Source organism: Thermosynechococcus sp. PP555 (genome assembly GCF_031583225.1).
Lineage (GTDB): Bacteria > Cyanobacteriota > Cyanobacteriia > Thermosynechococcales > Thermosynechococcaceae > Thermosynechococcus.
Genome location: NZ_CP134168.1, coordinates 1301317 through 1315571 on the forward strand (window position 1 = coordinate 1301317; position 14255 = coordinate 1315571).

Below are 14255 nucleotides of genomic sequence, written 5' to 3' on the forward strand. Positions count from 1 at the left end.
TGTGAGCGATGCCCACTGGCTAAGTATTCCCGATCTACTGCGGCTGCCCGCCCAGACCTATGAGTGGCGGGTGGATACCGATTTTCCAGACTTGGCAACGTTGACTCCCGTGCAAGGAATGGTGACTGCCAGTCACCGCCACACCTACTTAGAAGTCAGCGCCAGTGTGCAGACAATTGTCACCCTCTCTTGCGATCGCTGTTTGCAGTACTATAACCATCGCTTGGTGTGTACCACTACGGAACTCATTTGGCTTGCAGAAACCCCAGCCAGTCAGCCCGACGATGATCTGGTGGAAACCTTGCCCGCCAACGGTCGCATTGATCTTGCAGACTGGCTCTACCAGCAACTCTGCCTTGCCCTGCCCTACCCCCAATACTGTGACCCCAATTGTGGCGGTATTCACCCCCCTGTCCCTGCGGATCCCCCCATTGATCACCGCTGGGCAATGCTTGCGCAACTACAATCGGTTCTGGAGCGTTCGGAACCATCGCCGTGAGTGCTCAGTCTGACCTTGAACTGTTGCTGCGGGCACGCTATCCCCTGTTGTATGTGGCCACAACAGAGGAAGAACGCCTTGAGGCAACACTGCACACAATTAGCGATCGCCTGAATCAGCGCCCCATCTACATTTGGGATTTTGTGGAGGGGTATCAGGGCAATCCCAATGATCTGGGGGTCGCCAAGCGCAATCCCCTCAGTGCCCTTGAATTCGTCGAAAGACTGCCGCGACCGGCAGCGGCCATGATTCTGCTGCGGGATTTTCACCGCTTTATTGAGGACGTGGCCGTCTCCCGCAAACTGCGCAACTTGGCGCGGCAGCTCAAGTCCCAGCCCAAAAACCTGATCCTACTGGCTCCGACGGTGCAGTTGCCCCCGGAACTGCGGGATGTGATTACCGTTGTGGAGTTCCCTTTGCCCCAACGGGAGGAAATTCGCCTTGAACTGGTGAAGCTCTGTCAAAGCCTCGGCAACATTCCCGCAGAACCCATTCTCGATGAGTTGATCCGCGCCTGTCAGGGCTTGACCCTAGAGCGGATTCGCCGCGTCATTGGTCGGATCATTGCTTTGCACGGTGTGCTGGACGGCAGCCATGTGGATCTGGTCTTGGAGGAGAAACGGCAGATCCTGCGGCAAACCCAAATTCTCGAATTTTACCCCACCCAAGAAACGATTGCCGACATTGGTGGTCTTGATAACCTCAAGGAGTGGTTGCTGCGGCGCGGCGGTGCTTTTTCCGAGCGGGCACGGCGCTATGGGCTGCCCTATCCGCGGGGGGTGCTGCTAGTGGGAATTCAGGGCACCGGTAAATCCCTAGTGGCAAAGGCGATCGCCCACCAATGGCACTTGCCGCTGTTGCGATTGGATGTGGGGCGACTCTTTGGCGGCCTCGTGGGGGAATCCGAAGCACGTACCCGCGAGATGATTCAAATTGCTGAAGCCCTAGCCCCCTGCGTCCTCTGGATTGATGAGATGGATAAAGCCTTTGCGGGCATTGATGGCCGAGGGGATGGCGGTACCAGTAGCCGTGTTTTTGGCACGATTATCACTTGGCTAGCGGAGAAAACCTCTGCTGTTTTTGTTGTGGCCACTGCCAACAATGTGCAGGTCTTGCCCCCGGAACTGCTGCGTAAGGGTCGCTTTGATGAAATCTTTTTTGTCGGACTACCCAATGTGGATGAGCGGCGAGCGATTTTTGAAGTGCACCTCAGTCGTGTGCGGCGCGATCGCCTGCAAAACTATGATTTAGAGCGGTTGGCCTACGAAACCATTGACTTTTCTGGGGCTGAAATTGAGCAGTGTATCATTGAGGCAATGCACCTTGCCTTTAGCCAAGACCGCGACTTTACCACCGAAGATCTGCTGCACGCGGCCAGTGAGATTATCCCCTTGGCACGCACCGCCCGTGAGCAAGTGCACCAATTACAAGAATGGGCGGCCTCCGGGCGGGCACGGTTTGCCTCACGAATCCTGTCTCCCCCCACAGGGCGTTAGATCATGAAACCAGTGGTGCGTGTGCTGCAATGGCTCCTAGGAACCTTTTTGGGTTTAGGTCTGATTACCCTTGTGGCCGCTGCTATCATTACACCCCTTGTCTTTAACTTGCTCTGGCCACCCCCCCGCCCCGAGGTCGAAGCACAAAATTCACCACCGCCTACGCCACCAGAGTCGTCACCGAATTCCCCCTCACCCCCTCCTGAACCAACCCCGACCCCCTCACCGCAGCCAAACTCTGAAGGGCGGGTGATCTATGGCGATGGTTTACGGTTGCGCGATCGCCCCAGTCGCGAGGCAAATGCTCTGGGGGGTGTGGCCTTTGATGAAGTGGTGACGATCCTAGAGCGCAGTGAGGATGGGGAATGGCTGAAGATTCGCACCGCCAACAATCTTGAAGGCTGGGTACTGGCCTTTGGTGTGCAGGAAACAACAGCTCAATCTCCCACCTCCAGTGAGACGCCCCAGTAGGCGCTATTGGGAAAATTCCTGCATTTGCTGAAACGAACGGTACTCACGATCGCCACTCAGCCATTCCACGAGCGTGATTTTCACCCGCCCCCCCGCATTGGGAGTTGCCAGAAACTCCGCCTCTCCTTCGCTATTAATCACGCGATTGCGCAACTGGGTGGATCCCGCTTCCAGTAGTCGCTTGCTCGTCGGGTCATAAATCTCGTAGTAGATCTGGACATTGCGCGCTGGTGTCGCGGTTTCATTGCGCACGCGCCCCGTGAGGCGGTGGTACCAGACACCCGCAATATTCTCGCTCTGCAATTGGACATCGGTGACGCGCACCACTTTGGGCGCTTCGCGACGGCGGGCGATCGCGGGCTTGCCTTCAAAAGACAAGAACCCGACACTAGTCGTCAACAGCAGACCGCAGAGCCCAATTGTGCGTAAGCTAGGCATTGTTCTCTACCCGGTGTGACAATAATAGAGTCTAAGACGCAACATTTAGCGGGAGCGATCGGCCTCATTGGCCTTGAGGATACCACCTTAGTGACCGCTGCCCCGAGTCTGTACCTGCTGGATTGGATTCACCCCACTTAACTATGCCAACTGTTCATGTGATTGGTCTTGGTCGCTCTGGCATTGCCGCTGCCCGTTTACTGAAACGTCAAGGCTGGCAAGTGGAGGTGAGTGATAGTCGTCAAACCCCTGCCCTACAATCGCAGCAGCAACTCCTAGAAGCCGAAGGCATTGCTGTTCAACTCAACTACGACTTTGATTTACAAACCCTCGCCAGTGTGGGTCTGCGTGTCCCAGCGGAAATTGTCATTAGTCCCGGTGTCCCTTGGCAGTCTCCTGCTCTGATTGCCGCTCGCCAAGCGGGCATCCCCGTTCGGGGGGAAGTGGAAATTGCTTGGCAGACCCTCGCCCATCTGCCGTGGGTATGTATTACGGGCACCAATGGCAAAACAACGACCACCGCACTCACTGCCGCCATTTTTCAAGCAGCGGGGTACAATGCTCCCGCCTGTGGCAATATCGGCAATAGTATTTGCGAAGTGGCTTTGACCGCTAGCGCCCTTGATTGGGTGATTGCTGAGATCAGTAGCTATCAATTAGAGTCTAGCCCCCCCCTGCAACCCCAATTTGCCCTTTGGACAACCCTCACACCAGATCACTTGGAACGCCACGGCACCCTCGACGCTTATGTCGAAACCAAAGCTCACCTCATGAATGGTGCGAAACAGGCGATCCTCAATGGGGATGATCCCTACCTGCGTCAGCACATGGTGAATCGTTGGCCGCAAGCTTGGTGGATCAGTACCCAAGGGGCGGCAGCCCTACCCAAGGGGATTGAACAGGGCATCTATATTGCTAAGGATCAAGTGTGGTTTCAAGATCAACCCCTGCTGCCCACCCATGTCCTGCAAATGCCGGGTCAACACAATCAGCAAAACTTTCTTCTAGCCGTGGCAACGGCTCATTTAGCCGGTATTCCTGCCGAAACAATTGCCAAAGCGGTGGCAGGGTTTGCCGGTGTGCCCCATCGTCTAGAGCGGATTCGCCAATGGCGACAGGTGGAGTGGATCAACGACAGTAAGGCCACCAATTATGACGCCGCCGAAATTGGGCTGCGTTCTGTGACAGGGCCAGTGATTCTCATTGCCGGTGGACAGGCCAAAAAGGGGGACGATCGCGCTTGGCTCAAGCTGATTCAGGAGAAAGCCGCTTGGGTGCTCTTGATTGGTGAAGCGGCACCGCAGTTTGCGCAGCGCTTAGAAGCCACGGGCTTTACAAATTATGAGATCATGGAGACACTGGATCGGGCAGTGGCGGCGGCTGCTGAACTGGTGACCCAGTACCCGATCAAAACCGTTCTCTTTTCCCCTGCCTGTGCCAGCTTTGACCAGTACCAGAATTTTGAAGAACGTGGTGATCACTTTCGTCAACTGTGCTTAGAGCTATGAGCCAATCTGCGGCCTCGGGTCACTGGTGGAATCGCCTCTCCATTGCCAGTCGGTTTCTGATTATTGGCTTGGCAGGGCCTATCCTGACGCTGAATTTCTGGGCCTTTGCGACCATTCTCAAGTTTTTTGGGCCGCTGGTGGCGGTTCTGGTGCTGGCTTCCCTGTTTGCCTTTTTGCTGAACTATCCGGTGCGCTGGATGGAGGAGCAGGGAAATCCGCGAGGCCCCTCAGCCATTTTCGTCTTTCTGCTAGCCTTGGTACTGATTGCCATTATTGGCTTGGTGGTGGTACCCAATGTCTTTAATCAGGCACAACAGCTCATTGCCCGCTTGCCCGAATGGTTTAACTCCAGCCAACGGCGACTCTTGGAATTTGGCCAGTGGGTGGACTCCCTCAACCTGCCGGTAACGGTGGATGTGGATGCCCTTGCCAACCAACTCTTGGAAAAACTCAAGGATCAACTCCAAAGCTTGGCCCGTGAGGCTTTGAATTTAATCTTGGGCACCCTCAGCAGTGCGGTGGATGTGCTCATTAATCTGATTTTGACCGTTGTGCTCACGTTTTATTTGCTGCAGCATGGGGATGAATTGTGGGATGGCCTCCTCAGTTGGTTGCCAGATACGCTCCGCCCCACGGTTTCAGAAACGATACGCCGCAGTTTTGAGAGTTATTTCATTGGTCAGTTGGTGCTGGGGCTGTGCATGGGGATTGGCTTGACGACGATTTTCATTTTCCTCAAGGTGCCCTATGGACTGCTCTTTGGTGTCATTATTGGCGTGATGGCCTTGGTGCCCTTTGGCGGTACGGTGGGGATTATTTCAATTAGTTTGCTCGTCGCCCTTCAGGATGTGTGGTTGTCCCTCAAGGTGGCGGGATTTGCGTTTCTCTATCAGCAGTTTTTGGAGAATGTGGTTGCCCCTCGGATCATCGGTAGCTTTACGGGCTTAAATCCAGTCTGGGTTTTCTTGGCGATCCTGACTGGGGCTAGGGCTTCGGGGTTAGTCGGGGTTCTCATTGCGGTTCCGATCGCGGTAGTGATTAAAACGTTCTTGGTGAGTGTGCGATCGCGCCTCAATGCCGAGGATGTGGAGGAGACGGTCGCGTTGCCCAATAATCCACCCCCCTTGCCCCCTGTCTCTTCGTCAATGAAACCATCCTCAGTGGAGTAGAACGATGCTACGTGCCCTTCAACCCGGAGTTCTCACCTCCCTTGTGCTGATCAGTACCACAGCTGCCATTACCCTAGTCACGGCTTTTATTGGCTACCATTTGGGGCGAGAGTCATTGCGCGGTGTGTCCCAACCCGTCGTGAATCCGATTCTGGGCAGTGCCGTGAATGCCAATGATCAAACCCAAGGGGAGCGATCGCCCATTCTTGACGAGGCACAGATCATTGCCCAAACCAAAGCCCGCATTGCCGAAATGACTGAAGGTGCCAGCGATCGCGAGATTGTGCCTGCCCCCACCACTGCCAATGACCCCCCAGCAGCGGAACCGGCGACGAGTCGGACACTGCCCATCGTTGCTGAGGATAAGGGGGTGCGCCTAGAAATTAGCCATGTGGATACCATTGGCCAAGATTTAGCCCTGCACGTCAGCTTGAAAAACGACAGTAGCCAAGGGGTGCAGTTTATCTACACCTTTCTTGAAATCAAAAATGATAAAGGTACCCTTTTGAGTGCCCTCACCGAAGGCCTACCCACGGAATTACCCCCCGGTAGTGATCTGGTCAAAGGCACAATTTTGATTCCCAAAAGCCTCCTTGACAATGCAAAAACCTTGACCCTGCGCCTTGCCAGCTATCCGAATCAGGATGTGCAATTGCAGGCTGCCCATATTCCTGTGGAGTAGCCATGCCCGCCGCTGAATTTGTTCAAAAATGGTTGAGTGCTCGCGATTGGGTGCGGGTACGGGCAGATTTGACGGGCAAGACCACGTTTATGGCGTGGCAGGGAGCGGTGTATAGTTTTGTTCCCCAAGAGCGTCGCCGTCACCTCTTCAACATTGTTGGCATGAGTGCCGCTCGCTGTTTGCCCCATCCCGAGGGCGGGTGGTATTTTCTCTCCCGTGAATTGACGTTTTATCTGGATCCAGAAAAGCAATCCCTGTGCGATCGCTGGCACAATCCTTGGACAGAGGACGTGGTTCCCGTGATTCCCGTTGCTAATGATCCCGTGCAGGGGCTATTTCGCCGTGAGGTGCCTGCCCAAGTCAGTGAGCGAACCACTACGTTTCAGTTTGATCTATTTCCCTACTATGACAATCCCCTTGCGGGTGAGGAACGGTTTCAGGCCTACAGCCCCCAGCCGATCTACCAAGCGGCAGAACTCTTTAAGCTAACGGTGGCCACCGCCGATTTACAACAAGATACGGAGACGATTGCCGATGTCCATTTGTGTTGGAGTCGGATTGGGCCTTGGTTGCCTTGGATGAAGATGGGCGATCGCCCCGGTTATCTCATCTACAGTGCGACTGGCTGCAAAGCCCTGACCGTCGAAGACTTGCCCTCCCTCCTACAAGACCAATTAGAGCGACTGCCCCAATACCGTGAAGCCCCCACTGAATACCGCGAGGGTGCTGATATGACCTCTTGGCTGTATTTTCAGGAGCACTTTGAAGCCTATTTGGAGGGTGCACTGTTTCCAGTGACTTGATGAATACCAACCTGTCCCTATTCCCATGGGGGCAGGCTAAAAAGCGGCAACTCGGTAAACTGTGGTTCTACAGGACGGGGTGAACGGGGGGTTGTTGGCGGAGCATCGGAGAGGGCAAAATACAGAGCACGCCGCCAACCGCGATCGCGATCTTCGGGGAAACCCGCTTCCGCCACCGTTTTGAGAAAGAGCCACCAGCGTTCTTCAGGACGTAGAGCCAGCCATTTGCGGCAGATGGTGGAAATTTGAGTGTCACTCGCCTGTTCCGCTGCCCAAGCTAAAACGCAGAGTTCTCGTCCGAGGAGGCGATCGAGGTAATTCATGCCTGGGTGCCACCGTCCTTGACGCAGTTTTGCCGCTCGCAGGCGGGCATTAAATTCCTTTTGCGCTACATCAGCAATAGCCACCCAAACCCGTCGTTCTATGAAAATGCGGGGTTCCTCTTCGGGGGGAAGAGTGCCGTAAACTTCAACGATGGCGATCGCTTGGCTGCGTTGACTGGGAATTTCGACGCGAAAGTGATCTCCCTCCAGAGAAATGGGAGCGCCAAAATTGCTCGCTGGCTTACTCATCGGGGATGCTACTGATACACGTCGTCGTGGGAGACATTCAACCCTAGCTCTTCGGCCAATTTCTGCAAATCATGGGCGGTTGTTAGATTGGCTTCCTGAAAGGTCAAGGTCAAAGGGGCATCGGGGGGAAGGAGCGTCATCATCTGACTCAGTAGTTGCTTGAGAAAGATAGCCTCCACTGCCAAATCAGAACCAATAGTCAATGACATGATTGCTTTTCCTTGACCCAAGTTGAGAACAACGCCGCGAAACTTTGTTTGGGCGCGATCGGCCACCTCCAAGCCTTGGAAAATCTTTTGCCGTGAGCTGATCAATGCCCCTTTGCGGGGTTTCCACTGCGCGGGTTGATCGGTAACGATGCTGGGTGTGGCGGGGTGGGAGTTGTGAACCGCAGGAAAGGTAAACTTGGCTTTGGTTGCTAGATCCTCGGCAGTGGCGAAAACTTGCAGCAGCACCTCTCCCTCACCAATCTGAATCGGTTGAGTATAAACCATGCCATTGCGGGGTTCAGAACCATCGAGGGTGTAGCGCAGTTCACCTCGGGGAGCGACAAATAACTCAACGAAGCGCTGGCCATCGCGAACGATTAATTGATTACGGATGGTCAGTTGATTCCGCCAAGTGTAGGCATCCCCTGTTTCACTCTTACCCGTGGGGTCTTTAACCAAGAAGGTGACCTTGAGGGCATTGGTGGTCAGGCTGGTTTCTTGGAGGCGGGGACTCAACTCTGAGACAGTGTCGCTCTCTTCGGCATAGAAAATCATGGCGTTGGCACCCACATTGATGGGCGTGACCCGTAGGCGGACGGTGCCCTTTTCATCGGGGTCTGATTCTGGAATGACTTGAACACTAGTGCGCTTGGGTCTGGGTTTCTTGGTCAAGTAGCCATTACCGAGGTCTTCCCAGCGACCCCGTTGACAGGCAAAGGTGCGCAGTTGATCGAGTCCCCTTGGGGGCAGCCAAGGCATTCCGGGCTGTTCGGCATAGCGATCGCCCACATCTGACCAGCGCGTATCATCTTGATTTTCAGGCCAGAGGAGCAATTCTGCCTTTTCCACTAGGGCATTGTAGTCTTTTTCAACATCGAGATAGAGCTTGATCGGGTCACGGCTGAGGGTCTGCTCAATTTGTAATTCGCCGTCAAAGGGCTGGTTGGGATCCCGTGTAATCAAGGGTTTTGAGACCAACTGTGGTTGTCGCCCTAGCCGTTGAATGGGAAACACCACTTTATCAAAGAGACTTTCGACGGTTGTTGTAAATTGATGGGCATACTCCGCTTGTTTGTTTTCTAGCTCCTCCCGTTGGGGATGACCCTTGGGGATGCGTTTATCGGCTTCTTGGGCGGCATAGTCATAGCGGGCGGCCTCAGTCAAACTAGCCATGTGGCTTTTTTCACCCGTCAGTACGAGGAGATGATTTTTCTGGGTCAAGTTGACAAATAACTCTGTCAGTTGCGCTGAAGGAATGGGATGATTGGGTTCGAGAATCAGGAGCACGCGATCGCGCCGCAATTTTTCAACGACTTCATCCGGACGCGGCAGAGGGAGTACATCGGTGTAGGCAGTTTTGCGCTTCGGTTCAAACATTTGCCGCAATTTACTGCGAATGCGCTCGTCAATTTTATTCTCAGGGGCTTCGGTGGCCAAACTTTTGAGCAGCTTGGTGAGATTTTCTTGGCGATCGAAGTAGTAGCGACCTTCAGCAGTGTGGTGCAGATACCAAGCGGTATTCTTTAGCTTATTAAAGGCAGCGGTAATCTCAGAGGCATGGGTCGTCGGCGTCAGCAGGTGTGCAACAATTTCATCGGGGGTTAATCCCTTGACGGCATTGACGGCGGTTGAACAACTAGCAGTCAACAGGAGGGTAGCAATCTCAGTGGCAGCTCGATGTTGGATCGTTTGATCAATGATTTGGGCATGGGCACTACCTTCGGCATCCCAAATATCGCGGCTAATCACATCCCGCATCTGGGAAATTTCAGTGAGTTTGTCGCGCACATCGGGAATTGAGAGGTCAAAGTGTTGGGCACCGAGAAGATACACATCATCGGTGGCTCGCTCCCACACCGATCGCAACAACAGGGAAGTGAGTTCAAGTAGGCCACGGGTTTGCTTAAAGTTCTCGTTTTCTTTGAAAAGAGCAATGAGATTTTTCAAGCGGGGATGGAAGGGATAGGTGTTATAAATTTCATTGGCTAGGTCAACTGCATCCCGTTGAATCGTTTTTGCTTTCGCTGCTTCTGTGAGTTTGGCGGCGTAGGCATTGGCAATGGCACGGATCGTTTCAGGGGGTGGCAACTGGGCAAAGAGGCGTTTTTTCAGGATGTCATAGACTTCATCGGTGGAAAGATCCACAGGGGTAATCACCCGTTCTTGACGCCCCAATTCTGAACGGGCATCCTCTAGGGCACGGTTAATTAGGCGGCTCCCTGTTTCATAGGCGGCAGCCAAGTCAGAGACAACGACACAGACATTGCTTTTTTTACTGGCAGCAGTGAGGAGGTTGGCAAAGGCACGGGTGGCAATATCAGCAACGGTTACCGTCCCCGCAGGGCGACTTGCCAAGTTTTGGAAGTAGGGAGGCAATTCATCCAACAGAATCAAAATTGGCTGAGGTTGATCAAACAATGCCAACCAATCTTCTTCGGCTGGAGCAAGGGGGCCTTGCTGCCAAAACTGTTGAAAACTCTCTGGTTGACTCAGTTGTGTGGCAATCTCCCCCCAGAAAAAGCGAGGCGGATCATTGCGGCCATTAAAGGCAGCGATCGCCGCACTCTCAAAAGGATAGCGATCGCTCAATTCTGGAACAATCTGTTGTCGCAAGCTCAGGTGCTTCGCCAAGAGACCAAAGCCCACCAGCAAATGGGTTTTGCCACCCCCCATGGCCTGCTTGAGATGAAAAACCGCTTGCGCAGAGCAGCCCGCCAATCGTTTCAACCCTTCCTCAATCAAGGAGCGCATCCCCTCAGTGATATAGGTACGCTCAAAGAAGGCAACACCATCCCCCTCAGCAATGATTAGCTCTTCTAACTTCTCAACTTGATCGCTAACGCGAATACTGAGAGCATTGGGTTGGAGAACACAGACCTTACGAACAGATTCCATAGGACGCTTAGAGACTTTGATCTATCATAACAACATTGTCTGTGCTGAACATGGGAGGGGCAAAGGTGGAGCAGATGTTGGGATTCACGAAGGATGAACTGAAGCAAACACGCTTCTATCGTGAGCTATATGACGAGATTTACAGCACAGCAAAGACAGAAGGGGAGATACTTGGTAGGCAACAGGGCTTAGAGGAAGGGCTACAACAAGGGCTGCAACAAGGTCGTCAGGAAGAGATAAAGGAGGGAGAAAGTTTGATAGTATTGCAGCTCCTAAAGCGGCGCTTTGGCGATCTTCCTGCGGTGATGGAAGAAAAAATTAGAAATCTCTCCCCTGAGAAAATTACTGCTTTGGCAGGCATGCTGCTTGATATTACCTCCCTTGAGGCGGTGAATGCTTGGCTACAGGAGCATTCTGAGGACTAGACTAAATTCACAGCAATCAAAGCCACAATGCCCGATCGCCCCCCAACTACCGAATCCCCACCCACCCTCTCCCCCTGCGCTTGGGCACATCGCCCCGCCCTCATTGAACGTCTTTTACCTGTCCAGAAACTTTCTGCCGAAGTCTATAAAGAGCGTATTGCATCATCAGGACAAACCCTTACAGGACTGGGGAATTTTTGGAAAGGTCGCAAACCCCTGATTCTTGCCAAGGCCTGCATTTTGGGGTGTCTCTTGCCCGCCACGGATGACCCGCAGCGCGATTTGGAAATTTTTGAACTACTGATGGGCATGGATGATGCCTCCCTAGCTGCCCGCACCAAAAAGAAACCCACCCCCAAAGAAATTGCTGCCAAAGTCACCCTTGCTCGCCTACAGGATTTTTTCGATATTTCACCGCCTCAGTTGCTCCTGCGCTCTGCCCCTGTGGATTGGTCAACCCCCCTCTATGCCAATGTGAAATTAGCTTGGCGCGATGATGTCCCCCTCTGGGATCGTCGTCACCTCGAAGCTGAACTCTTGCCCAAAGTGCCCTATCGGCAGCGCATTGAAAATCTCTACCGCCCCGAAGAAGTGGCCGATGTCCACGATCACATTTGGCAGCGGGTCAATACCCACTTGGGAACCCATGCCCATTCCTTTCCTGAACTCATTGAACAGTTGGGTATTCTGCGCTTTGGTCATCGCCCCCGTGTGGCAGATACCTTTTGCGGTTCGGGGCAAATCCCCTTTGAAGCGGCTCGCCTTGGCTGTGATGTCTATGCCAGTGACCTGAATCCCATTGCCTGTTTGCTGACGTGGGGCGCATTTCACATCGTCGGTGGCACTCCCGAAGAGCGGGCACAACTGGAGCAAGATCAACAGGAACTAGTGGCCAAAGTCCAAGCAGAAATTGATCAACTGGGCATTGAAGAGGATGGCAATGGTTGGCGTGCTCGTAACTATATCTATTGCGTAGAGGTTGTTTGTCCACAAACAGGCTGGCTCGTACCCTTAATGCCTTCATTTATTTTGAGTGAAGACTACAAAACAGTCGTTAGGCTAATACCTGATTATGTAAATAAACGTTATGATATTGATATTTATTCAAACGTTAGTGATAGCGAACTGAAAGCTGCGGAGCGTGGGACTGTAAGATCAGATGGGCGTGGCTCTAATCCATATTTGTTTCACGTAGTCAATGGTAAAGAATATCGCACAAAAATATCGACTTTAAGAGGAGATTATCGCAAGTCTGATCGAACAAGTGGCAATAAACTGCGGCAGTGGCAACTAGAAGACTTCATGCCTGCTGAGAATGATATTTTTCAAGAAAGGCTTTATGCAGTTTTGTGGTGTAGGCCTAAAGAATCAGGTAAGGGTGAAGAGTTTGAGTTTAGGCCTGTTACTGAAGAGGACTTGAATCGAGAGAAGATTATTGAAGATTGTGTTGCTCAGCATTTGCATGAGTGGCAAGAAAAAGGCTGGATACCCGATATGGCAATTGAGTCTGGGGATAAGACTGATGAGCCAATTCGGACACGTGGCTGGACATACTGGCATCATCTATTCACAGCAAGGCAGCTATTCTTGGGTGCATTACTCAGAGAGAATACTAGTGCATATACAGCATTGGGTGTGTGCCAAGCAATTAACTACAACAGCCGTCTTTGCCGCTGGCTAGGCCGAAAGACCCGAGGTGCTGGTAATAATGTCCAAACCTTCGATAATCAAGCTCTGAATACCCTATACAACTACGGCACAAGGGGTTTTGTAGGTCTGAAAGGTCTAATTACACAACAATACTCCGAGTCGCCTTTGCCTAACTTCATCAACTTATCTTTGGCCTGTCACGAAGCAAAAGCAACCAATACTTCCAATGATATTTACATTACAGATCCGCCCTATGGTGATGCGGTGAAGTACGAAGAAATTACTGAGTTTTTTATTGCTTGGTTGCGCAAAAATCCACCGCCAGAGTTTGCCGATTGGCTTTGGGACAGTCGCCGTGCGCTTGCCATCAAAGGGGAAGGGGAAGAGTTCCGCCGTAATATGGTCGAGTCCTACCGCCGCATGACCGAGTGTATGGCGGACAATGGCCTGCAAGTGATCATGTTTACCCATCAGTCGGGGGCAATCTGGGCAGACATGGCCAACATTGTTTGGGCAGCGGGGTTGCAGGTGACAGCAGCATGGTATGTGGTCACTGAAACCGATAGTGGGTTGCGCAGCGGTAGTTATGTCAAGGGGACCGTTCTGCTCGTGTGTCGCAAACGCCAAGGCCATCTCAGTACCACCCGCGATGATTTGGCATGGGACCTGCAAGAGGAAGTGGAGCAGCAGGTGAATTTGCTGACGGGGCTAAATCAGCAGGCGCGGGGATGGTATCGCGATGAAAATGTCTTTGAAGATGCTGATTTGCAGATGGCGGGCTATGCAGCTGCCCTGCGGGTCTTGACCCAATATGACCGTATTGATGGGCGCGACATGACCAACGAAGCCCTACGACCTCGCATTAAGGGCGAAACCACCTTTGTGGATGAACTGATTGCCTTTGCCGTGGATATTGCCAACCAGCACCTTGTGCCCTCAGGGCTAAGCCGCGACCTCTGGAAGGAACTCCAGCCAACAGAGCGGTTTTATCTAAAAATGCTGGATCTTGAACTGCGGGGCCTGAAAACCCTAGACAACTATCAAAACTTTGCCAAAGCCTTCAAAGTCCGCGATTTCTATCCCCTGATGGCCGACAAACGCGCCAACCACGTCCGCCTCAAAAGTGCCATCGAACTGGGCAGCAGCCTCATGGACAGCGGCAGTGAATTTGGGGGAACCCTTGTGCGCGGCATCCTCTATGCCCTCATGGAACTGCAACAGGATGAGGACGTAGATGTGGTGATTCAGCACTTGAGCCATAACCTGCCCGATTTTTATCGTCAACGGGAGCAAGTTATCGAAGTCTGCCAATACATCGAACACCACCTGCGCTACCACCGTGCCGCCGAAGCCAGTGCCGCCCGCATTCTTGCCGAAGCCCTCTTGCATCAACGATTAAATTAGGATATGAAGAACCCTCCTTGCTGCCATCGCTGGG

13 protein-coding genes are annotated in these 14255 nt (G+C 53.0%); 10 read left to right on the top strand and 3 right to left on the bottom strand.

From position 1 onward, the window contains the following. Position 1: 1 nt before the first annotated feature. From RHH27_RS06300 to RHH27_RS06310, 3 genes are read left to right on the top strand one after another with little or no spacing between them, the layout of a single operon-like run. Positions 2 to 499 carry a DUF177 domain-containing protein gene (locus RHH27_RS06300; protein WP_302679111.1) on the top strand — a complete coding sequence of 166 codons (498 nt, stop codon included), beginning with the start codon at positions 2 to 4 and terminating at the stop codon, positions 497 to 499. Then, the gene (locus RHH27_RS06305; RefSeq protein WP_302676453.1) at positions 496 to 1995 is read left to right on the top strand and encodes an AAA family ATPase; all 1500 of its coding nucleotides are present in this window, start codon (positions 496 to 498) and stop codon (positions 1993 to 1995) included. Before RHH27_RS06300 ends, RHH27_RS06305 begins: the two co-directional genes overlap by 4 nt. A 3-nt stretch (positions 1996 to 1998) precedes the next feature. Then, entirely contained in the window at positions 1999 to 2466 is a 468-nt protein-coding gene (locus RHH27_RS06310; RefSeq protein ID WP_206201520.1) for an SH3 domain-containing protein, read from the top strand. A 3-nt stretch (positions 2467 to 2469) separates the two neighbouring features. Here the strand turns inward: RHH27_RS06310 and RHH27_RS06315 are convergent, their stop codons facing one another. Continuing rightward, entirely contained in the window at positions 2470 to 2904 is a 435-nt protein-coding gene (locus RHH27_RS06315; RefSeq protein WP_310742771.1) for a hypothetical protein, read from the bottom strand. Between the two features lie 15 nt (positions 2905 to 2919). Between RHH27_RS06315 and RHH27_RS06320 the strand changes: the two genes are divergently transcribed. Genes RHH27_RS06320 through RHH27_RS06340 form a run of 5 tightly spaced genes read left to right on the top strand, consistent with a single transcriptional unit; the run spans position 2920 to position 7066 of the window. Then, on the top strand, positions 2920 to 3045 hold the full coding sequence (locus RHH27_RS06320) for a hypothetical protein (protein WP_302676450.1): 126 nt from the start codon (positions 2920 to 2922) through the stop codon (positions 3043 to 3045). Between the two features lie 2 nt (positions 3046 to 3047). Next, positions 3048 to 4412 (top strand): UDP-N-acetylmuramoyl-L-alanine--D-glutamate ligase, encoded by a 1365-nt coding sequence (murD, locus tag RHH27_RS06325; protein ID WP_206201522.1) that lies wholly within the window; start codon positions 3048 to 3050, stop codon positions 4410 to 4412. Further along, positions 4409 to 5581: an AI-2E family transporter gene (locus RHH27_RS06330; RefSeq protein WP_225901677.1), complete on the top strand. Its 1173-nt coding sequence runs from the start codon at positions 4409 to 4411 to the stop codon at positions 5579 to 5581. The genes murD and RHH27_RS06330 overlap by 4 nt, the downstream gene beginning before the upstream one ends. Positions 5582 to 5585: 4 nt before the next feature. After that, positions 5586 to 6263, top strand: a complete 678-nt coding sequence (locus tag RHH27_RS06335) for a hypothetical protein (RefSeq protein WP_206201524.1) — start codon at positions 5586 to 5588, stop codon at positions 6261 to 6263. Positions 6264 to 6265: 2 nt separating this feature from the next. Then, positions 6266 to 7066 (top strand): DUF1838 domain-containing protein, encoded by an 801-nt coding sequence (locus RHH27_RS06340; protein WP_206201525.1) that lies wholly within the window; start codon positions 6266 to 6268, stop codon positions 7064 to 7066. 17 nt (positions 7067 to 7083) lie between these two features. On the opposite strand, the gene RHH27_RS06345 is transcribed toward RHH27_RS06340, so the two are convergent. Together RHH27_RS06345 and RHH27_RS06350 are read right to left on the bottom strand one after the other, a co-directional pair. Next, a complete protein-coding gene (locus RHH27_RS06345) occupies positions 7084 to 7638 on the bottom strand; it encodes an anti-phage-associated DUF3780 domain-containing protein (RefSeq protein ID WP_302679113.1) in 555 nt (184 codons plus the stop codon). A gap of 8 nt (positions 7639 to 7646) precedes the next feature. Beyond that, positions 7647 to 10742: an anti-phage-associated DUF499 domain-containing protein gene (locus tag RHH27_RS06350; protein WP_302679114.1), complete on the bottom strand. Its 3096-nt coding sequence runs from the start codon at positions 10740 to 10742 to the stop codon at positions 7647 to 7649. Between the two features lie 74 nt (positions 10743 to 10816). Between RHH27_RS06350 and RHH27_RS06355 the strand changes: the two genes are divergently transcribed. Both RHH27_RS06355 and RHH27_RS06360 read left to right on the top strand, forming a co-directional pair. Then, entirely contained in the window at positions 10817 to 11167 is a 351-nt protein-coding gene (locus RHH27_RS06355) for a DUF4351 domain-containing protein (protein WP_302679153.1), read from the top strand. 27 nt (positions 11168 to 11194) lie between these two features. Further along, positions 11195 to 14221: an anti-phage-associated DUF1156 domain-containing protein gene (locus RHH27_RS06360; protein ID WP_302679115.1), complete on the top strand. Its 3027-nt coding sequence runs from the start codon at positions 11195 to 11197 to the stop codon at positions 14219 to 14221. Positions 14222 to 14255: the final 34 nt, after the last annotated feature.